Origin of the sequence: Achromobacter sp. JD417 (assembly GCF_041879325.1) — a bacterium.
GTDB lineage: Bacteria > Pseudomonadota > Gammaproteobacteria > Burkholderiales > Burkholderiaceae_B > Achromobacter > Achromobacter mucicolens.
Genome location: NZ_CP087159.1, coordinates 806,663 through 827,847 on the forward strand (window position 1 = coordinate 806,663; position 21,185 = coordinate 827,847).

The following is a 21,185-nucleotide window of genomic DNA, read 5'->3' on the forward strand; positions in this document are numbered from 1 at the left end:
TGGAAAAATTGTCCTGCGGCCGGAGCATAACGTGTCTCTCCAGTAAAGACAAAGGCATTTATCCTCTGTAGCAACTAAAATGCACCGACCGTCCCCTCTATCACGTCATTCTGTAACGTCCTATGTACGCACGTTCTCCGTTGGAATCGATTCGGCTTTTTCATGACGAATTGACGGCGCTTCGGCGCGATTTGCATGCTCATCCGGAACTGGGTTTTGAAGAAGTCCGCACGTCGGGCATCGTCGCCGGTGCGCTGGAAGCGTTGGGCATCGAGGTCCACCGCGGGATCGGCAAGACCGGTGTGGTGGGCGTGATCCGTGGCAAACGGTGCGACAGCGGCCGCATGATCGGATTGCGCGCCGACATGGACGCGTTGCCCATGACCGAGGACAACACGTTCGGGCACAAGTCGACCAAGCCGGGACTCATGCACGGCTGCGGTCACGACGGCCATACGGCGGTGTTGATCGGCGCGGCCAAGTACCTGGCGCAGACGCGCAATTTCGATGGCACGGCCGTGTTGATCTTTCAACCAGCGGAAGAAGGGCGCGGCGGGGCACGCGCCATGCTCGAGGACGGCCTGTTTGACACCTTTCCGTGCGATGCAATCTACGCCTTGCACAACTGGCCGGGCCTGAAACCGGGCACCATCGGCATCAATCCGGGTCCGATGATGGCGGCTGCCGATCGCTTCGAGATCCTGATCACAGGTCGAGGCGGACACGGGGCGCATCCTTATCAGACGATCGATCCGGTGACCATCGCGGGTCAGATCATCACGGCGTTGCAGACGATCGTGTCGCGCAACGTGAACCCGCTGGATTCGGCGGTGCTGTCGATCGGTTCGGTGCAGGCCGGCCACCCCGGCGCGATGAGCGTGATTCCGCGCGAGGCGCGGATGGTGGGCACGGTGCGGACATTCCGCAAGTCGGTCCAGGAAATGGTCGAGACGCGCATGCGGGAGCTGGTGAGCGCAATTGCCGGTGCGTTCGGCGGCACCGCCGAAGTGGTGTACGAGCGAATTTATCCCGCGACATTGAACACGCCTCAGCACGCCAATTTGGTGGCCGACATCGCAACCGAGATGATCGGCAAGGAAAACGTGGTGCGCGATTTGGTACCCTCGATGGGTTCCGAAGACTTTTCGTTCATGTTGCAGGCCAAGCCGGGCGCCTATTTCCGCCTTGGCCAGGGCGGGGCCGATTCCGGCTGCTTGCTGCACAACCCGCATTTCGATTTCAACGATGCCGTCATTCCCCTGGGCAGCGCGATGTTCTGCGCACTGGCCGAACGGGGCATGCCGCTGGCAGATTAAGAAGCCTTCCATGTCTACTCAAAGCACGACTCAACTCACCATCACCCGTCCCGACGACTGGCATCTGCATTTGCGCGACGGCGCGGCGCTTGAAGCCGTGGTTGCCGATACGGCGCGCCAGTTTGCCCGCGCCATCATCATGCCTAACCTGAAGCCCCCGGTTACGACGACGGAGCAGGCGTTGGCCTATCGCGGCCGCATTCTGGAAGCGCTTGCGAAGACGGGCGTCAACCCGGATTCGTTCACGCCCCTGATGACGCTTTACCTGACTGACAACACGCCGGCCGAAGAGATCGTGCGCGCGCATGCTTCGGGCCACGTCTATGCGGTCAAGCTGTATCCCGCGGGCGCCACGACCAACTCGGATGCGGGCGTGACCGATTTGCTGGGCAAGTGCGCCAAGGCGCTGGAGGCCTTGCAGAAGTGTGGGATGCCGTTGCTCGTGCATGGAGAAGTGACGGACCCGTCGATTGACGTCTTTGACCGCGAGGCCATTTTTGTCGAGCGCGTGATGAAGCCGTTGCGGCACGCGTTTCCGGCATTGAAGGTGGTGTTCGAGCACATCACGACGAAGGAAGGCGCCGAGTACGTGCGCGATGCGGAAGGTCCGATTGCCGCGACGATCACGCCGCAGCATATGCTTTACAACCGCAATGCGATCTTCCAGGGCGGTGTGCGGCCTCATTGGTATTGCCTGCCGATTCTCAAGCGCGAGACGCACCGCCTTGCGTTGGTCGAGGCAGCAACCAGCGGCAGTCCGCGCTTTTTCCTGGGAACGGATAGTGCGCCGCACGCGCGTGGTCTGAAGGAACATGCCTGCGGCTGCGCGGGTTGCTACACCGCGCTGCATGCAATGGAGCTGTATGCCACCGCGTTCGAGGCGGCAGGCAAGCTCGACAAGCTGGAAGGGTTTGCCAGCTTCCACGGCCCGGATTTCTATGGTCTGCCTCGCAACACCGGCACGTTGACGCTGTCGCGTGAAACTTACCAGGTGCCTCAGGAACTGGCGTTCGGCAATACGACGCTCGTCCCGCTTGCCGCCGGCGAAGCGCTGGAGTGGCGCGCCCACGTTTGAGGGCCTTGCGGCTGGAGCCGGCGTGAAAAGGGGTGAGCGGCTTTGCCGTTCACCCCTTTTTTTGGGCCGCCGAGCGGCCCATCTATATATAGCAGTGCTGTCAGAGTGTGCCGTCGCGCCGCGCTTCGAGCAGTTCCCAGCGTGCGAATTTCTCTTCGAGTTCGGCTTCCAGTTTGGCCAGTTCGCCGTTGATGCGGTCGACCTCGTCCGGCGCGTCGCGATAGAGACTCCCGTCTGCCAGCTTGCCCGCCAGTTCCGCCTGCTTGGCCTCGAGCGCGGCGATCGCGTCAGGCAGGCCTTCGAGTTCGCGCAGGTCCCAGGCGTTGATCTTGCCCGCCTTCGCAGGCTTGGGGCGCGCGGCCTTCGCACGAGCGGCATTGTCGTCGGCGGACTTGGCAGTCTTGTCGGCGTCGGTCTGCGGCGTGGCGGGCGCGGGGCGCTGTGAAACCCACTCGTCGTAACCGCCCACGTAATCGCGCCAGTGGCCGTCGCCTTCGTAGGCGATGGTCTGGGTCACCACGTTGTTGAGGAAGGCGCGGTCATGGCTGACCAGCAGCACGGTGCCGGCATATTCCTGCAGCAGTTCTTCCAGCAGTTCCAGCGTTTCGATGTCCAGGTCGTTGGTGGGCTCGTCCAGCACCAGCACGTTCGCGGGGCGCGCAAAGAGCCGCGCCAGCAACAGGCGCGCGCGTTCGCCGCCCGACAGGCTGCGCACGGGCGAGCCAGCGCGTGCCGGCGAAAACAGGAAATCGCCGAGATAGGTCATCACGTGCTTGCGCACCCCGCCGATCTCGACCCATTCGCTACCCGGACTGATGATGTCGACGAGCGAGGCGTTTTCGTCCAGCTGCGCGCGCATCTGATCGAAGTAGGCGACTGCGACGTTGGTGCCCAGGCGGGTCGCGCCGGAGTCGGGTTGCAGTTCGCCCAGAATGAGTTTGAGCAAAGTGGTCTTGCCTGCGCCATTGGGTCCGATGATGCCAATGCGGTCGCCGCGCAGCAGGGTTGTGGAATAGTCGTCGACCACGATCTTGTCGCCGAACCGCTTGCTGACGTGCTCGAGTTCCGCCACGAGCTTGCCGGACCGTTGGCCTTCGGCCAGCGCCAGCGATACGTTGCCAACGCGCTCGCGGCGTTCGGCGCGCTGCACACGTAGGCTTTCCAGGCGGCGCACTCGGCCTTCATTGCGCGTGCGGCGCGCCTCCACGCCCTTGCGGATCCAGACTTCTTCCTGTGCCAGCAGTTTGTCGAAACGCGCCTGCTCCAGCCGCTCGGACTCCAGCCACTGCGCCTTGCGCTCCTGCCATTGCGAGAAATTGCCGGGAAAGCTCAAGAGACGGCCGCGGTCGAGTTCGACAATGCGGGTGGTGACGGCATCCAGGAAGCGGCGGTCGTGGGTGATGATGACCGCGGCGCCTTTCCAGGCGCGCAGCATGTCTTCGAGCCAGGCAATGCCTTCGAAGTCCAGATGGTTGGTGGGTTCGTCGAGCAGCAGCAGATCCGGTTCGTCGATCAAGGCGCGGGCGAGGGCGACGCGCTTGCGGGTGCCGCCGGACAATCCCGCGATCTGCACATCGGCGGGCAGGCCCAGCTTCTCGATGACGGCGCGCGCGCGCGAGGGGCGCTGCCAGTCTTCGTGGTCGCCGTCCGTGTTGCACACGACGTCGAACACCGTGGCATTGTCGTCGAGCTCGGGCTCTTGTTCGACGGTGGCCACGCGCAGGCTGGAGCTGCGGGCGATGGCGCCGTCGTCTGGCTGCGTGCGGCCGTCGAGCAGCCTGAGGAGCGAGGACTTCCCTGCGCCATTGCGGCCGATGAGGCCGATGCGTTCGCCGGACTGGATCGCGAAGTCGGCATGGTCGAGCAGCGGATGGTGCCCATACGCGAGCTGGACGTCGGTCAGGGTGATGAGAGTTTCGAGGGCCATGTGGTTGTTGGTGTCTGCGGCAGCTAAGCGGATCAGCGCGTATTGTCGCAGGAACGCGAGGCCCCGGTCTTGCTGCCGCCGGGCGCCCCGGGGGACAGAGCGGGCGCCTGTAATAGAATACGTGCTGCAAGACGGGTTGGACGATCGCGGTGGGTGCGAGCTCATCGAGGAAGGTCCGGACTCCACAGGGCAGGGTAACGGCTAACGGCCGTCCGGTCGCGCTTTCGTGCACGGCTGAGGAATAGGACCACAGAGACGAGACTGCGGCGCGGGCGCGCTTTGCGCGCACTGATACGGCCATCTCCGTATTGCGCCGACCGGCAACGGGCGGCGGCATCGCAGGGTGAAACGCGGCAACCTCTATCCGGAGCAACATCAAATAGGCATGCGTGCGGCCTCACGGCCGTGACGGGCGGCTCCGTCCGAGCATGCGGGTAGATGGCTACAGCGGCTCAGCAATGATCCGCGCAGAGGAATGATCGTCCGCCAGGGCAACCTGGCGTACAGAATCCGGCCTATAGACCCGTCTTGCATTGAATTCTTCCGGCGCGCGCGGATCTGGACGAGGCCGCGCGGCCGTCTGGCGTCCCACGCGCCAGTTTATTTTCACTTCCAGGGTCGCCTGTCCGGCGGGAAGCCTCGCCAACTCGAAGGATCGACCGGGCGGCAGACGGTAACTTGACCCCATTAGCCGCTACTTCTGAAGTAGGACTTTTAGAGTATGTCGCAACCTCCTGATTTATTGGGAGGTTTTTCTTTTTGCGTATTTACAAGTTGATCTAAGTCCTTGTTGTGATTGAAAAAATTGCAACCACGCGCTTGACCGCCCCTGTGCCCATACCGTAGAGTGGGAAATAGTAGGAAATTGTGCAATTAAGTGGGGTAAAAGTGGTGTTTCAGGGAAGCAGCGCGCTCACGCTGGATGCCAAGGGACGGATCTCGATTCCGACCCGGCATCGTGACGCGCTCGTGTCGCAGGCCGAAGGCCGGCTGACCCTGACCCGCCACCCCGACGGCTGCCTGCTGGTGTACCCGCGGCCCGAGTGGGAAAAGAAGCGCGAGCAGATCGCGGCTTTTCCCATGACGGCCCGCGCGCTGCAGCGGCTGTTGCTGGGCAACGCTCAGGACGTGGAACTGGACGGCTCCGGCCGGGTCCTGATCGCTCCTGAACTGCGCAACGCTTCCGGTATGACGCGCGATGTGATGCTGCTCGGTCTGGGCTCTCACTTCGAGCTGTGGGACGCCGCTACCCTGGCCAGCCGCGAGGCTGAAGACTTGGCCAAGGGTATGCCGGACGTGTTGAACCAGTTTTCGTTCTGAAAGAGTTATGGAATTCGAACATCGGCCCGTCCTCCTGGCGCCGACGGTGGACGCGCTTTTGCTGCCCGGTTTCGGCGGCAAGGGCGCGGCACGGTCGCAGCCGCAGGGTGGGCAGGATGTGGCTACGCGAATCGAAAGTGGCGTCTTTGTCGACGGCACGTTCGGACGGGGTGGCCACAGCCGAGAATTGCTTGGCCGGCTGGGCAAGCAAGCCCGGCTGATCGTGTTTGACAAGGACCCGCAGGCCATCGCGGTTGCCAACGCCCTGGCGGCCGAGGATGCGCGGGTCACGGTAGTGCATGGGGGCTTTGCCACCATGGCTGAAGAATTGGAGCAGCGCGGCATCGGCAAGGTCGATGGCGTGATGCTGGATCTGGGCGTCTCGTCGCCTCAGATCGATGATGCCGAGCGCGGCTTCTCGTTCATGCGAGACGGCCCGCTCGATATGCGGATGGACACCACTCGTGGTCCCACGGTGGCGGATTGGCTGGCGCAAGCCAGTGTGGATGAGATGCGGGAGGTCATAGCGGATTATGGCGAAGAACGGTTTGCTTTTCAGGTTGCAAAGGCGATTGCTGCTCGCCGCGCAACAAGGCCGCTGCGCACCACGCTCGAGCTTGCCGAGTGCGTCGCCAGCGCCGTCCGCACGCGCGAAAAGGGGCAACATCCGGCCACACGCACCTTTCAAGCTTTACGGATTTACATCAATCGGGAACTCGAAGAGCTCGCGCGCACCCTCGCGTCAGCTTTAGACCTGCTTGCCCCAGGGGGGAGGTTGGCGGTGATCAGCTTTCATTCGCTTGAAGACCGCATGGTCAAGCAGTGCATCGCGGCGGCGGCTCGTCCGGCTGCGGCGCATGCACGCCTGCCCCTGCGCGAAAGCGAAATGCCCCAGCCTGTCGTTCGTTCCCTTGGCAAGGTCGTGGCCGAAGACGATGAAGTCTCGTCCAACGCCCGTGCCCGTTCGGCCATCCTGCGCGTGGCCGAGCGCACCGAAACACCGCTGCCCCCCGAGGGCGGCTTTGCATTTGTGAAGATCGGCTCGCTGCCCGGCAGCGAACTCGCCCCGCCGCCCCGTCGCGGCGGCAAGGGAGGGCGCCGCTGATGGGTCGCGTCAACCTGATCGTTGCGGCTTTGCTGATGCTGTCGGCCATTTCCCTGGTCACCAGCCGGTATCAGTCGCGCCAGCTCTTCGTGGAGTTGGGGCGCGATCAGGCGCATGCGCGCGACCTCGAAACCAATTGGCGGCGCCTGCAGCTAGAGCGCGCCGAGCTGGCCCGCAATGCGCGGGTCGACGCCATTGCGCGTGACGGCCTGAAGATGATTCCCATCGTGCCGGATCGCACCCTCTATATGAATCAGGCGCCCGTGCCCGCGGCCGCCGGAGGCTCGCAATGAAGCGCGTGCCCTTCTTCGACAACCCCGTGCTGCGCGGGCAGCTGCCCACGTGGCGCGCCCGCCTGGTCCTGATCCTGCTGTTTGGCGGGTTCACCGTGCTGGCCGGCCGTGCGCTGTTCCTGCAGGGGTTGTCGACGGAGTTCCTGCAGCAGCAGGGCGAGCGCCGCTACGAGCGCACACTGACATTGGCCGCCACGCGCGGCAAGATCATGGACCGCAACGGCGCGGTGCTGGCATCCAGCGTGCCCGCGCGCGCCATCTGGGCCATTCCCGAAGACGCAAAGCAGGCCACGCCCGCGCAGGTCGACGCGCTGGCCAAGCTGCTGGAGACGCCTGTCGGCGACCTGCGCCGCCGCTTTGTCGACGAGGACAAGAACTTCGTGTACCTGAAGCGCCAGGTCTCGATGGACGTGGCCGACAAGATCAAGCAGCTGGGCATGCCCGGCGTGCACCAGCAGCCCGAAACGCGCCGCTACTACCCGGATGGCGATGTGATGGCCCACGTGGTGGGTTTCAACAGCGTCGAAGATCAGGGCCAGGAAGGCGTCGAGCTGACGTTCAATCAGCAACTGTCGGGCCGCCCGGGAAGCCGCCGCGTCATCAAGGACCGGCTGGGACGCGTCATCGAAGACGTGCAGGCCGTCACGTTGCCGGTGGACGGCCGCGACCTGCGCCTGTCCATCGACACGCGCCTGCAGTATCTGGTGTTCAAGGAACTGAAGGACGCTGTGGACAAGCACCGCGCAAAGGGTGCGACGGCCGTGGTCGTTGACGTGCATACGGGCGAGATCCTGGCGCTGGCCAACGTGCCGACCTTTGATCCGAACAATCGCGAAACCTTCCACGGCGCCAACCTGCGCAACCAGGCGATCACGGATACGTTCGAGCCGGGCTCCATCATGAAGCCGTTCACCGCCGCGCTGGCGCTGGACCTGGGGCGCATCAGCACGTCGACGCAATTCGAGACGGGCAACGGCCGGTTCACGTATCAGGGCAGCACGATCAGCGACGTCAGCCGCAACGGCACGCTGGACGTGGCGGGCGTGCTGCGCAAGTCCAGCAACATCGGCATGACGATGATCTCCGAGAAGCTCGAGTCCCGCGAAATGTGGGACCGCTTCACCGAATTGGGCCTGGGTCAGGCGCCTCAGGTGGGCTTTCCCGGCGCCGCGCCGGGCCGTCTGCGTCCGTGGGAACGCTGGCGCCTGATCGAAAAGGCCACCATGGCCTATGGCTACGGCCTGTCCGTGTCGCTGTTGCAGGTGGCCCGCGCCTATACCGTTTTTGCCCGCAACGGCGACATGGTGTCGCTGACCCTGGTCAAGCGCGACAGCGATCCGACGAGCGTGAAGATCTACTCGCCGAAGACGACGGCGCTGGTGCGCGCCATGCTTGAGGCGGCCACGGGCCCCGACGGCACGAAAGCCGCACAGGTGCAGGGTTACCGCGTGGCCGGCAAGAGCGGCACCGCGCGCAAGATCGTGGACGGTAAGTACAGCACGCAACGTTACCGCAGCTCGTACGTGGGTTTTGCCCCGGTGTCGGATCCCAAGATCGTGGTGGCCGTGTCCATCGACGAACCGACAATCGGCGGCTATTACGGCGGCGCCATTGCCGCGCCCGTGTTCTCCCATATCGTGGGGGGGAGCCTGAGGTTGATGGGGGTGCGGCCAGACGCACCGTTTGAATCCACGATTGTTGCTGGTATCAAGGAGCCAGGCAGATGAGCGCCAACGGCTTCCACTCTTCCCCTGTCGCCACGGTTGCCGAGACCGTGGCGTGGTTGCATGAGCGCGTGTCGCTGACCGCGCATCTGAAGCTGGACTCGCGCGACATCGAGCCCGGCGACGTGTTCGTCGCCTGCCCGGGCCTTTCCAGCGACGGCCGTCTCTATATAGACAAGGCGTTGGCGCTGGGCGCCAGCGCGGTGCTGTTTGAAGCGCCGGCCACCGATGCCGTGCAGGCCGCGTCGGCCGGCACGCCCATGCTTGCCGTGACGGGCCTGCGCGCGTTGCTGGGCGAACTGGGCGACACCTGGTATGGACGTCCGTCGGCCGCGCTGGCGGTGGTTGCCGTGACGGGCACCAACGGCAAGACCTCTTCGGTGCAATGGATTGCGCATGCCCTGAGCCGCAACGAAAAGGCGTGCGGCACGATCGGCACGCTGGGCGCCGTGCTGCCCGATGGGCAGACGCTGGGCGGCAGCCTGACGACGCCCGACGTGCTGACGGTGCATCGCACGCTGGCCGCGATGCGCGACGCCGGCGCGAAAGCCGTGGCCATGGAGGCCTCGTCGATCGGCATCGAACAAGGCCGGATGGACGGCGTGCGCGTTGCGCTGGCCGCCTTCACGAATCTGACGCGCGACCATCTGGACTATCACGTCACGATGGAGCGTTACGAAGCGGCCAAGGCGCGCCTTTTCAGCTGGCCCGGTCTGACTGCGGCAGTGATCAACGCCGACGATGAGGCGGGACGGCGGATGCTCGCCGCCTTGCCGGAAGGCGTGTCGCCGATGGGCTACAGCCTGAGCGACGATCCCGCAATCCCCGCCGCGATGCGTGCCCGCGATCTGCAGGCGACGTCGCAGGGCCAGATCTTCACGCTGGTGTCGCCGCACGGCGAGGCGCAGATCGTGACGCGGCTGCTGGGGGCGCATAACGTTTCGAACCTGCTGCTGGTGGCGGGCGTGCTGTACAAGCTGGGCCTGCCGTTCGCGCAGATTGCGCGCGAGCTGGCCGCGACGGACCCGGTCGATGGCCGTCTGCAGACCGTGGAGCCCGCTGTCAGCCTGCCGGCGCATGCGGCCCGCGGTCCGCTGGTGGTGGTGGATTACGCTCACACGCCCGACGCGCTCTCGCGCGCGCTGCTGGCGTTGCGCGCCGTCGCCACGGCGCGTTCCGGGCGCCTGGTGTGCCTGTTCGGTTGCGGTGGCGAGCGCGATCCGGGCAAGCGCCCCGTCATGGGCGCGATCGCCGCGGAGCTGGCGGATCACGTCGTTGTCTCCAGCGACAATCCGCGCACCGAGTCGCCCGAGGCAATCGTTCAGCAAATCCTGGCCGGCATTCCCGAAGCGGTGCGAGCCGACGTGGAAGTCGACCGCGCGCGCGCCATCCTGCAGACGATCTGGGCGGCTTCGCCTGAAGATGTGGTGCTGCTGGCGGGCAAGGGACACGAAACCTACCAGGACATCGGCGGTGAAAAGCTGCCGTTCGACGACCGCGAGTGGGCGCGCGTGGCGCTGCTGTTGCAGCAGACGCCGGGCGTGTCCACGGACACTCGCCGCATTGGCGAAGGCGAACTCTTTGTCGCGCTGGTTGGTGAGAACTTCGACGCACACGACTATCTGGACCAGGCCGCCTCGCGCGGCGCCTGCGCGGCGCTCGTTGCGCATCAGGTCGCCGATGCCGGGCTGACGCAGCTGGTCGTGGGCGATACGCGCGTTGCGCTGACGCGCATTGGCGCCGCCTGGCGCTCGCGTTTTTCGCTGCCCGTGGTGGCGGTGGCCGGCAGCAATGGCAAAACGACCACCAAGGAAATGATCTCTGCGATGCTCGCCGAATGGCAGGGCGAAGCGGGGCGCCTGGCCACGGCCGGCAACCTGAACAACGATATCGGCGTGCCGCTGACGTTGCTGCGCCTGCGCCGCGAGCATCGCGCCGCCGTGTTCGAACTGGGCATGAACCATCCGGGCGAGATCGCGCAGCTGGCCGCCATTGCCGCGCCGACCGTGGCACTGGTCACCAATGCGCAGCGCGAACATCAGGAATTCATGCACACCGTCGAGGCGGTTGCGCACGAGAACGGCGCCGCGATCACCGCGCTGCCGGCGGATGGAGTCGCGGTGTATCCCGGAGACGAACCCTACTCGGCCATCTGGGACGCGCTGGCCGCGCCGCGCCGCGTACTGCGGTTCGGGCTGCAGCCGGGATTGGATGTCTATGCCGAGCAGATCATCGCGGAAGTGGACGCCACGCGCTGCCGTGTCGTGACCCCGGTCGGCGTTGCCGATCTGACGCTGCCGGTGGCGGGGCTGCACAACCTGCGCAACGCGCTGGCGGCCATCGCCAGCGCGATCGCCGCGGGTGCGCCGCTGGAGACCGCAGTGCGGGCGCTGGCGGGATTCAGCCCTGTGGCCGGCCGCATGCAGCACAAGCGAATGAGTGACGGAACGCTGCTCATCGATGACACCTACAATGCCAACCCCGATTCGGTTCGCGCAGCCATCGATGTACTTGCGCGCATTGCCGGCACGCGCGTCCTGGTGCTGGGCGACATGGGCGAAGTCGGGGACAACGGCCCCGCCATGCACGTCGAGGTGGGCAATTACGCGCGCGAGCAGGGGCTCGACGCATTCATCACGCTAGGCGAAGCCAGCCGGGCGGCCGCCGCCGCATTCGGCCCTGGCGCGCACGCCTGCGCATCGGTAGACGAAGTCGTTGCCGCCTTGCGCGGCTTGCGCCCGTCCTGCGTATTGGTAAAAGGATCGCGCTTTATGCGCATGGAGCGGGTAGTGACGGCTTTTTCTTTGAATGAAGGTTCGGCAGCCTCGGGGCAGGGAGAGCAGCATGCTGCTTGAGATCGCCCGTCTGCTTTCTGACGATGTGCGCGCGCTGGGGGTGTTTGAATACATCACCCTGCGCGCCGTGCTGGCGTGCGCGACGGCGCTGGTGATCGGTCTGGTGGCCGGCCCGCGCGTGATCCGCAAGCTGACCGAAATGAAGATCGGCCAGGCCGTGCGCACCTACGGTCCCGAATCGCATCTGGTCAAGACCGGCACACCCACGATGGGCGGTGTCCTGATCCTGATTTCCATCGCCATCAGCACCTTGCTGTGGGCGGACTGGACGAACCGCTTCGTGTGGGTCGTTCTGCTCGTGACCTTCGGGTTTGGCTGGATCGGCTGGCGCGACGACTACCGCAAGGTGGTCTATCGCGATCCCGAAGGGATGCCGGCGCGGCAAAAATTCTTCTGGCAAGCCACCATCGGCATGGTGGCTGCGGTGTATCTGGCCTTCGCGGTGTCCGCGCCCGCCAACACGGAACTGTGGCCCCTTTTCAAGGCATGGGTGGGCAGCGGCTTCACGATGTCCCTGCCGACGCGCGCCGACCTGATCGTGCCGTTCTTCAAGACGGTGAGCTATCCGCTGGGCGTGCTTGGTTTCGTGGCGCTGACCTGGGCCGTGATCGTCGGCACCAGCAATGCCGTGAACCTTACCGATGGCCTGGATGGCCTGGCGATCATGCCGACCGTGATGGTCGGCAGCGCGCTGGGCATCTTCGCGTACGTGGTCGGCCGCGTCGACTATTCGAAGTACTTGCTGTTTCCGTACATCCCCGGCGCATCGGAACTGATGGTGCTGTGCGCGGCGATCGGGGGTGCGGGGCTCGCATTTTTATGGTTCAACGCGTATCCGGCGCAGGTGTTCATGGGCGACGTCGGCGCGCTGGCGCTGGGCGGCGCGTTGGGCACGATTGCAGTCATCGTGCGCCAGGAGATCGTGCTGTTCATCATGGGTGGCGTGTTCGTGGTCGAGACTCTTTCGGTGATGATCCAGGTGACATGGTTCAAGTACACGAAGCGACGTTATGGAACAGGTCGACGCATTTTCCGCATGGCCCCGTTGCATCATCACTTTGAAGTGGGCGGCTGGAAGGAAACCCAGGTGGTCGTGCGTTTCTGGATCATCAGCATGATGCTGGTGCTGATTGGCCTCTCCACGCTGAAGTTGCGATGAACATGATGGAAACCTCCCGCGTAGATGCGCCGCTCGTTCTGATCCTTGGATTGGGCGAGACGGGTGTCGCCGCCGCTCGCTGGTGCGCCCGACAGGGCGCCCGCCTGCGCGTGGCCGACACGCGCGCGGAACCGGGAGGTCTTGCCGCGCTGCGCGAGTCGCTGGCGCAAAACGAAGTGGAATACCGCCTGGGTTGCGACGCGTCGTTCGCAACCGATCTGCTGGACGGCGTGTCGCAGGTAGTGCTGAGCCCTGGCCTGGCGCCTGCCCAGGCGCCGGCCGCCGACCTGCTGCGCGAGGCCGAGGCCCGCGGCATCGAAGTCGTCGGTGAAATCGAACTCTTCGCCCGCGCGCTGGCGGATCTGGCCACGGCCCGCGAATACCGTCCGCGGCTGCTGGCCGTGACGGGTACCAACGGCAAGACCACCGTTACCGCGCTGACCCGGCAACTGGTCGAAGCCAGCGGCCTGACGGTGGTGGCCGCCGGCAACATCAGCCCCGCGGCGCTGGCCGCGCTGATGGACGCACTGGACACGGACACGCTGCCGCAGGTTTGGGTGCTGGAACTGTCCAGCTTCCAGCTCGAAACCACGCGCACGCTGATGGCCGATGCGGCCGTCGTGCTGAACGTGACCCAGGATCACCTTGATTGGCACGGCGGCATGCAGGCGTACGCCCAGGCCAAGGCGCGCTTGTTGAAGATGGCGCGCGTGGCCATCGTCAACCGCGACGACCCGCTTACCGTGGAGATGGTGTCCGCGCTGAACGCCATGCACGTGCGCAGCTTCGGCCGCGATGTGCCGGAACTGGTCGGCGACATGGGCCTGGAACTGGGGCAGGGCGTGGCATGGCTGACGGCCTGCGAACCCAACGATTTCGACGAACCGGCGCCGCCCACGCGGCGCAAGAAGGATGCGCCCGAACCCGTGCGCGCCAAGGGCCGCATGAGCCGCCTGATGCCCGTGGACGCCTTGCGCATCCGGGGCATCCACAACGCGTTGAACGCGCTGGCCGCCTTGCAGCTTGCCCGCTGCCTGGACCTTGGCTGGGGCGCCATGCTGCGCGCGTTGCGCGACTATGCGGGCGAGCCGCATCGCGCCGCCTTCGTGCGCACGATCGGCGGCGTGGATTACATCAATGACAGCAAGGGCACCAACGTGGGCGCCACCGTGGCCGCGCTGGAAGGCCTGGGTCAGCCTGTGGTGCTGATCGCCGGCGGCCAGGGCAAGGGGCAGGATTTCTCGCCGCTGATTCCTGGGGTGTCGCGTCATGCGCGCGCGGTGATGCTGATCGGCCTGGACGGCCCCGAGATCGGACGTGTGCTGGAGCCGACCGGTGTCAAGTGCATCACCGTCGAAACGCTGCGCGACGCCGTGCGCGGCGCGGCCGAACTGGCTCAGCCCGGCGACGCGGTGCTGCTGTCGCCGGCCTGCGCCAGCCTGGACATGTTCCGCAATTACCCGCATCGCGGGCAGGTGTTCGTGGAAGAGGTCGAAGACCTGGCCCGCGACCGTGGGGAGGTGGCATGATCCGCAACGCCGCTTCCCGGGCGAATTCCATGGCGCGCGACGCCGAGGGCGCACAATGAGCCTGATCGCCGACCTCACCGCCAGCGTCAACGCCGTACGGCCCGGCCGTACCCGCATGCGCAACTTCGACATGCCGCTCGTGATCGCGGCTTCGACGTTGCTGCTGCTCGGGCTGCTGATGGTGTATTCGGCGTCGATCGCGCTGGCCGACGGCCCGCGCTATGCGTCCTATGGCCGCTACTACTTCGTGATTCGCCACGGCCTGTTCGTGAGCGCGGGGCTGGTCGGCGCCGCCGTGGTGCTGTCGATCCCCATCCGCGTCTGGCAGCGCCTGGCCGTGCCGCTTTTCGTGGTGACGATGGTGCTGCTGGTGGCCGTGCTGATCCCGGGGATCGGCCGCGAGGTCAACGGCGCGCACCGCTGGATTCCGCTGGGTCCGCTGAACTTCCAGCCGTCCGAACTGATGAAACTTGCAGCCTTGCTGTACGCGGCGGATTACACCGTGCGCAAGCAGGAGCACATGCAGGCCTTTGCCCGGGGCTTCCTGCCGATGGCGTTTGCGCTGGCCGGCGTGGGCATGCTGCTGCTGCTCGAGCCCGACCTGGGCGCCTTCATGGTGATCGTGGCCATTGCCATCGGCATCCTCTTCCTGGGCGGCATCAACGGCAAGTATTTCAGCAGCCTGCTCGCCGTGCTGGTGGGCACGTTCCTGATGCTGATCTGGCTGTCGCCCTGGCGCCGCGCGCGTCTGTTTGCGTACCTGGATCCCTGGAACGAAGACAACGCATACGGCAGCGCCTATCAGTTGTCGCATTCGCTGATTGCGCTGGGCCGCGGTGAATGGCTTGGCGTGGGCCTGGGCGCCAGCGTCGAAAAGCTGCACTACCTGCCCGAAGCGCACACCGACTTCCTGATGGCCGTGGTGGGCGAGGAGCTGGGATTTGCTGGCGTGATGCTGGTGATCACGCTGTTTGCCATCATCGTCTACCGCGGTTTCGACATCGGCCGGCAGGCCATCGCCATGGAGCGCACGTTTGCCGGGCTGGTTGCGCACGGCGTGGCCATGTGGTTTGGCGTGCAATCGTTCATCAACATGGGCGTGTGCCTGGGCCTGCTGCCCACCAAGGGTCTGACGTTGCCGCTGATGAGCTACGGTGGTTCGGGCGTGGTGATGAACCTGTGCGCGCTGGCCATGCTGATCCGGGTCGACGTGGAAAATCGCATCATGATGCGCGGAGGACGGGTATGACCGCCGCGCGCACCATCCTCATCATGGCCGGCGGCACCGGCGGCCACATCATGCCCGGTCTGGCCGTGGCCGACGTGCTGCGCGAACGCGGCTGGCGCGTGCTGTGGCTGGGCAATCCCGAAAAGATGGAAGGCCGTCTCGTGCCGCCGCGCGGCATCGAACTGGTGCCGCTGCGTTTCCAGGGCGTGCGCGGCAAGGGCGCGTCCGCGCTGCTCAAGCTGCCGTTCCTGTTGCTGCGCGCATTTGCGCAGGCGTGGTCGCGGCTGTCCGACGTGCGTCCCGACGTGGTGCTGGGCATGGGCGGCTACGTGGCGTTCCCGGGCGGCGTGATCGCTGCGCTGCGCGGCACGCCGCTGGTCGTGCACGAACAGAATGCCGTCGCGGGCACCGCGAACAAATGCCTGGCCAAGATGTCGCGCCGCGTGTTGAGCGGTTTTCCCGGTGTGCTGCCCAAGGGTGAAGCCATGGGCAACCCGGTGCGTGCCGACCTGTGCGCCTTGCCCGATCCCGCCGAACGCTATGCCGGCCGCACCGGCCCGCTGCGCGTGCTGGTGGTGGGCGGCAGCCTGGGAGCGCAAGCCTTGAACACCACCGTGCCGCAGGCGCTTGCGCGTCTGCCGCTCGAGCGCCGGCCGACGATCGTCCATCAGGCCGGCGAACAACATTTGCCGGCGCTTCAGCAGGCCTACGCCCAAGCGGGTGTTCAGGCCGACTGCCGCGCCTTCATCGACGACATGGCGGGCGCCATGGCCGACGCCGACCTGCTGATCTGCCGCGCGGGCGCCATGACGGTGTCCGAAGTGGCGGCTGCCGGCGTTGCGGCGCTGTTCGTGCCGTTCCCCCACGCGATCGATGACCACCAGACTGCCAACGCGCGCTTCCTGAGCGACGCGCAGGCCGCGTGGCTGCAGCCGCAGACCGCCATGACGCCCGAGTGGCTGGCGGACTGGCTGAGCCAGCGCACCCGACAAGAACTCGAGGCTGTCGCCGTCCGGGCCCGCGCGCATGCGCGTCCCGACGCGGCCGCCCATATCGCCGACGTCTGTGAACAAGCAGCGGGGCGTTCATCATGAAACACAGAATTCAACATATCCATTTTGTAGGCATCGGCGGTTCTGGCATGAGCGGCATCGCCGAAGTGCTGCTGAACCTGGGCTACGACATCAGCGGATCCGACCTGAACGAGTCGGCGGTGACGCGCCGCCTGGCCGGCCTGGGCGTGAAGATCGCGATCGGCCATGCCGCCAGCAACGTCACGGGCGCCAGCGCCATCGTCACGTCCACTGCGGTGGCGGGCGACAACCCCGAAGTGATCGCGGCGCGCGCCGCGCGCATCCCGGTGGTGCCGCGCGCCATCATGCTGGCCGAGCTGATGCGCCTGAAGCGCGGCATCGCCGTGGCGGGCACGCACGGCAAGACCACCACAACCAGCCTGGTCGCCAGCGTGCTGGCGGCGGGCGACCTGGATCCCACGTTCGTGATCGGCGGCCGGCTGAATTCGGCGGGCGCCAATGCACGGCTGGGGCAGGGCGACTACATCGTGGTCGAGGCCGACGAATCGGACGCCTCGTTCCTGAACCTGTTGCCGGTGATGGCCATCGTGACCAATATCGATGCCGATCACATGGACACGTACGGCCACGACGTGGCGCGCCTGAAGAGCGCCTTCATCGAATTCACGCAGCGCCTGCCGTTCTACGGCAGCGCCGTGCTGTGCTCGGACGACGCCAACGTGCGCGAGATCATGCCGTTTGTGTCGCGTCCCATCACGACCTACGGCCTGAACGAGGACGCCCAGGTGCGCGCCTATGAAGTGCAGGCTGACGGCACGCGCATGCGCTTTAACGTGCAACGCACCCATCGCGACACGCTGCTGCCGCCGCTGAATGTGGAACTGAACCTGCCCGGCCTGCACAACGTGCGCAATGCGCTGGCCGCGATCGCCGTGGCGACCGAGCTGGGCGTATCCGACGCGGCCATCTGCGAGGCGCTGGGTTCGTTCAAGGGCGTGGGACGCCGCTTCACGCAGACGGGTGAATTCGCGGTGCCCGCCAACCACGGGGGCGGCACCTTCACGGTGATCGACGACTACGGTCACCATCCCGTCGAGATGTCCGCGACGCTGGCCGCGGCGCGGGGCGCCTGGCCCGACCGCCGCATCGTGCTGGCCTTCCAGCCGCACCGCTACACGCGGACGCGCGATTGCTTCGAGGATTTCGTGCGCGTGCTGGGCACGGCCGACGCGGTGTTGCTGACCGAGGTCTACGCCGCGGGCGAGCCGCCGCTGGTCGCGGCCGACGGACGCGCCCTGTCGCGTGCGCTGCGCGTGGCGGGCAAGGTCGAGCCGGTGTTCGTTGAAGATGTGGCCGATCTGCCGCAGGCGGTCGTGGATTTTGTGCGCGATGGCGACGTCGTCATCGTGATGGGGGCGGGTTCGATCAGCAAGGTCCCCGCCCAGGTGGGAGAGCTGGCATGAGCAAGCAATTCGGCAAGGTAGGTGTGTTGTACGGCGGCCGGTCCGCCGAGCGCGAAGTCTCGCTCATGTCGGGCAAGGGCGTGCAGGAAGCCCTGCGCAGCGCCGGCGTGGACGCGCACCTGTTCGACACCGGCGAGCGCAGCCTAGCCGAGCTGGCGGCCGAAGGCTTTGACCGCGTGTTCATCGCATTGCACGGCCGCTACGGCGAAGACGGCACGCTTCAGGGCGCGCTGGAACTGCTGGGCATCCCCTATACCGGCAGCGGCCCGATGGCATCGGCGCTGGCCATGGACAAGACCATGACCAAGCGCATCTGGCTGCAGCATGGCCTGCCCACGCCCGACTTTGAAGTGCTCGACGCCGATACCGATCTGCGCCTGGTTCCGGACCGCCTGCAGTTGCCGCTGATCATCAAGCCGCCGCACGAGGGCTCGACCGTGGGCATCACCAAGGTCGTCGGTTACTCGGACATGAAAGAAGCCTACGCCGCGGCCGCGCGCTACGACAGCGAGGTCCTGGCCGAACAGTTCATCACCGGACGCGAACTGACCGTGGCGATCGTCGGGTCCGGCAAGGCCGCGCGCGCGCTGCCGGTGATCGAGATCGCCGCGCCCGGCGGCAACTACGACTACGAACACAAGTACTTCTCCGACGACACGCAGTACTTCTGCCCGGCCGCCTTGCCCGCGGACGTGGCTGAAGACGTCGCGCGGATTGCCGTAAAGGCCTATCAGGCGCTGGGCTGTGAAGGCTGGGGCCGCGCGGATTTCATCCTCGACGGCGACAACCGCCCCTGGCTGCTTGAAATGAATACTTCGCCCGGCATGACCGGCCACTCCCTGGTGCCCATGGCCGCGAAGGCCGTGGGGATCAGCTATGCAGAATTGTGCGTGGCCATCCTGTCCGAGGCTTCGTGCAAGGTGCACGGCCACGCCCGCAACGCTTGACCTGGATATTCCGTGTGGAACGACGCTCGTACTACCAACCTGATCGCCAATACGCTAGCCGTGCTGGCGGTTGCCGCCATGCTCATCGCGGGCGTGGTGTGGGTGGCGCAGCGTCCGTACTTCACGTTGACGGCTATCGAGCTGGAATCGATGCCGGACACCGATCTGCACTATGTGTCGACGGGCGCGGTGCGTTCGGCGATCGCTGGGCGCGTGAAGGGCAATTTCTTCACGGTGGACCTGGACGACGCGCGCGAGATCTTCGAATCGGTGCCGTGGGTCCGGCATGCCACCGTGCGGCGGATCTGGCCCAACGTGCTGCGTGTGCGCATCGAAGAGCAGCAGCCGCTGGCGCTGTGGAACGAAAACCAGATGATCAACACCTGGGGCGAGGCGTTCACGGCCAACACGGGCGAGGTGGACGACGACACGGTGCTGCCGCAGTTCTCCGGGCCGGATGGCACGGAAGCGCTTGTGGTGCAGCGCTACGCCGAGCTGGCGCGCTGGTTCGCGCCGCTGGACATGCATGTGGAACAGTTGGAACTGAGCCCGCGCTATGCCTGGCGTGTGGTGTTGTCCAACGGCATGCTGCTGGATCTGGGCCGCGATCCGGGCGCCGACGCGCCGGACCCGCATGGCCTGCCCGGCGCCTTGCCGTTCGCGGCTCGTATTCAACGCTTTGTGCAGGCGTGGCCCACCGTGGCGGGGCGCCTGGAAGGGCGCACCGTCACGCAGGCCGACCTGCGCTATCCGAATGGTTTCGCCCTGGCGCTGGCCCCGTTGCCCGCGTCGGAAACCAAATCCAAATCCACACCGAAACCTCCCAAGAAACGCTAACGCCATGACCCGTGACATCAAGGACCTTATCGTCGCCCTCGATATCGGCACCAGCAAGGTGGTGGCTGTGGTGGCTGAAATCCTGCCTGAAGGCCGCTTCGAGGTGCTAGGCCTGGGCCAGCACGAATCGCGCGGCATGCGTAAGGGCGTGGTCGTCAACATCGAGACCACTGTGAATTCCATTCAGCGCGCGCTTGAAGAAGCCGAGCTGATGGCAGATTGCAAGATTCGAGACGTCTACACCGGCATCGCCGGCAGCCATATCCGCAGCTTCAATTCCAGCGGCATGGTCGCCGTCAAGGACAAGGAAGTCACCGCCACCGACGTCGCCCGCGTCATCGAGACCGCCAAGGCGGTGAACATCCCGACAGACCAGCAGGTGCTGCACGTGCTGACGCAGGAGTTCATCGTCGACGGCCAGGAAGACATCCGCGAGCCCATTGGCATGAGCGGTCTGCGCCTGGAAGTGCGCGTGCACATCGTGACCGGCGCGGTCAGCGCCGCGCAGAACATCGTCAAGTGCGTGCGCCGCTGCGGCCTCGAGGTGCAGGATCTGATCCTGCAACCGCTCGCTTCCAGTCTGGCCGTCCTGACGGCGGACGAAAAGGAGCTGGGCGTCGTCCTCGTCGATATCGGCGGCGGCACGACCGACGTCGCCATCTTCACCGGCGGCGCGATCCGCCATACCGCCGTGCTGCCGATCGCCGGCGATCAGATCACCAACGACATTGCGGCGATGCTGCGCACGCCCACGCCCGATGCCGAAGAAATCAAGCTGCGCTATGGCGTCGCCAAGCAGGTGCTGGCCAGCCCGGACGAGTCCGTGGAAGTGCCGGGCCTGGGCGACCGCGGCCCGCGCCAGGTCAAGCGCCAGGCGCTGGGCGCGGTGATCGAGCCGCGCGTGGAAGAACTGTTCACCCTGGTGCAGCAAGTGGTGCGCGATTCCGGCTACGAGGACCTGCTGGCTTCCGGCGTGGTCCTGACCGGCGGATCCGCGCAGCTGCCCGGCATGATCGAACTGGCCGAGGACGTGTTCCTCAAGCCGGTTCGCGTGGCGGTGCCCGAGTACGAAGGCAGCCTTGCCGACGTGATGCGCAATCCGCGCTTCTCGACGGTGATGGGGCTGCTGCAGGAAGCGCGCATGCAGCGTGTGCGTGGCCGCAAGGTGGCCGCGCAGACGGGCAATTTCAAGAGTCTGCTTGCGCGCATGAAGGAGTGGTTCATGAATTAAAGGGTGCAGGTTGGGGCCTGCTCCTTGGTGCGAACCGCGGCTGTCTAGCGGGGAGCGCCAGAAAGAGGAGGCGTCTCAAACCCGTGGCGGGCCTATGTAGCCGGCGTCGGCTTTGAGGCGATTCACAAAAGATAGGTTGTCG

The 21,185-nt window shown here is 65.8% G+C and carries 16 protein-coding genes and 1 other RNA gene; 16 read left to right on the forward strand and 1 reads right to left on the reverse strand.

Going from position 1 to position 21,185, the window contains the following annotated elements; genetic code table 11:
* Positions 1–122: 122 nt before the first annotated feature.
* Together LN047_RS03675 and pyrC are read left to right on the forward strand one after the other, a co-directional pair.
* The gene (locus LN047_RS03675) at positions 123–1,316 is read left to right on the forward strand and encodes a M20 aminoacylase family protein (RefSeq protein ID WP_056569330.1); all 1,194 of its coding nucleotides are present in this window, start codon (positions 123–125) and stop codon (positions 1,314–1,316) included.
* Positions 1,312–2,391, forward strand: coding sequence for a dihydroorotase (pyrC, locus tag LN047_RS03680; protein ID WP_373982104.1), 1,080 nt, complete (start codon positions 1,312–1,314; stop codon positions 2,389–2,391). The genes LN047_RS03675 and pyrC overlap by 5 nt, the downstream gene beginning before the upstream one ends.
* 100 nt (positions 2,392–2,491) lie before the next feature.
* Here pyrC and LN047_RS03685 read toward each other — a convergent pair whose 3' ends face one another.
* Complete coding sequence (locus LN047_RS03685; protein WP_373981172.1) at positions 2,492–4,318, reverse strand: ATP-binding cassette domain-containing protein; 1,827 nt, start codon at positions 4,316–4,318, stop codon at positions 2,492–2,494.
* Positions 4,319–4,446: 128 nt separating this feature from the next.
* Between LN047_RS03685 and rnpB the strand changes: the two genes are divergently transcribed.
* The 14 genes from rnpB to ftsA all read left to right on the forward strand — a co-directional run bounded on the left by rnpB (position 4,447) and on the right by ftsA (position 21,043).
* Positions 4,447–4,852: RNase P RNA component class A (gene rnpB, locus LN047_RS03690), an RNA gene on the forward strand.
* Positions 4,853–5,209: 357 nt separating this feature from the next.
* Entirely contained in the window at positions 5,210–5,638 is a 429-nt protein-coding gene (gene mraZ / locus LN047_RS03695) for a division/cell wall cluster transcriptional repressor MraZ (RefSeq protein ID WP_063954559.1), read from the forward strand.
* Between the two features lie 7 nt (positions 5,639–5,645).
* On the forward strand, positions 5,646–6,743 hold the full coding sequence (gene rsmH / locus LN047_RS03700; RefSeq protein WP_373981173.1) for a 16S rRNA (cytosine(1402)-N(4))-methyltransferase RsmH: 1,098 nt from the start codon (positions 5,646–5,648) through the stop codon (positions 6,741–6,743).
* Entirely contained in the window at positions 6,743–7,036 is a 294-nt protein-coding gene (ftsL, locus tag LN047_RS03705) for a cell division protein FtsL (RefSeq protein WP_056320744.1), read from the forward strand. The genes rsmH and ftsL overlap by 1 nt, the downstream gene beginning before the upstream one ends.
* On the forward strand, positions 7,033–8,763 hold the full coding sequence (locus LN047_RS03710; RefSeq protein WP_062841640.1) for a penicillin-binding protein 2: 1,731 nt from the start codon (positions 7,033–7,035) through the stop codon (positions 8,761–8,763). The genes ftsL and LN047_RS03710 overlap by 4 nt, the downstream gene beginning before the upstream one ends.
* A complete protein-coding gene (murF, locus tag LN047_RS03715; RefSeq protein ID WP_373981174.1) occupies positions 8,760–11,615 on the forward strand; it encodes a bifunctional UDP-N-acetylmuramoyl-L-alanyl-D-glutamate--2,6-diaminopimelate ligase MurE/UDP-N-acetylmuramoyl-tripeptide--D-alanyl-D-alanine ligase MurF in 2,856 nt (951 codons plus the stop codon). The genes LN047_RS03710 and murF overlap by 4 nt, the downstream gene beginning before the upstream one ends.
* Positions 11,605–12,774 carry a phospho-N-acetylmuramoyl-pentapeptide-transferase gene (mraY, locus tag LN047_RS03720; RefSeq protein ID WP_056320752.1) on the forward strand — a complete coding sequence of 390 codons (1,170 nt, stop codon included), beginning with the start codon at positions 11,605–11,607 and terminating at the stop codon, positions 12,772–12,774. Before murF ends, mraY begins: the two co-directional genes overlap by 11 nt.
* Positions 12,771–14,303, forward strand: coding sequence for a UDP-N-acetylmuramoyl-L-alanine--D-glutamate ligase (gene murD / locus LN047_RS03725; protein ID WP_373981175.1), 1,533 nt, complete (start codon positions 12,771–12,773; stop codon positions 14,301–14,303). The genes mraY and murD overlap by 4 nt, the downstream gene beginning before the upstream one ends.
* A 55-nt stretch (positions 14,304–14,358) precedes the next feature.
* Positions 14,359–15,552 carry a putative lipid II flippase FtsW gene (gene ftsW, locus LN047_RS03730; RefSeq protein WP_056320760.1) on the forward strand — a complete coding sequence of 398 codons (1,194 nt, stop codon included), beginning with the start codon at positions 14,359–14,361 and terminating at the stop codon, positions 15,550–15,552.
* Positions 15,549–16,625 carry an undecaprenyldiphospho-muramoylpentapeptide beta-N-acetylglucosaminyltransferase gene (gene murG, locus LN047_RS03735; protein ID WP_062841643.1) on the forward strand — a complete coding sequence of 359 codons (1,077 nt, stop codon included), beginning with the start codon at positions 15,549–15,551 and terminating at the stop codon, positions 16,623–16,625. The genes ftsW and murG overlap by 4 nt, the downstream gene beginning before the upstream one ends.
* On the forward strand, positions 16,622–18,028 hold the full coding sequence (gene murC / locus LN047_RS03740; RefSeq protein ID WP_056320766.1) for a UDP-N-acetylmuramate--L-alanine ligase: 1,407 nt from the start codon (positions 16,622–16,624) through the stop codon (positions 18,026–18,028). The genes murG and murC overlap by 4 nt, the downstream gene beginning before the upstream one ends.
* Positions 18,025–18,975 carry a D-alanine--D-alanine ligase gene (locus LN047_RS03745; protein WP_062841645.1) on the forward strand — a complete coding sequence of 317 codons (951 nt, stop codon included), beginning with the start codon at positions 18,025–18,027 and terminating at the stop codon, positions 18,973–18,975. Before murC ends, LN047_RS03745 begins: the two co-directional genes overlap by 4 nt.
* Before the next feature lie 12 nt (positions 18,976–18,987).
* Complete coding sequence (locus LN047_RS03750) at positions 18,988–19,812, forward strand: cell division protein FtsQ/DivIB (protein WP_056320771.1); 825 nt, start codon at positions 18,988–18,990, stop codon at positions 19,810–19,812.
* Positions 19,813–19,816: 4 nt separating this feature from the next.
* Complete coding sequence (gene ftsA / locus LN047_RS03755; protein WP_006217473.1) at positions 19,817–21,043, forward strand: cell division protein FtsA; 1,227 nt, start codon at positions 19,817–19,819, stop codon at positions 21,041–21,043.
* Positions 21,044–21,185: the final 142 nt, after the last annotated feature.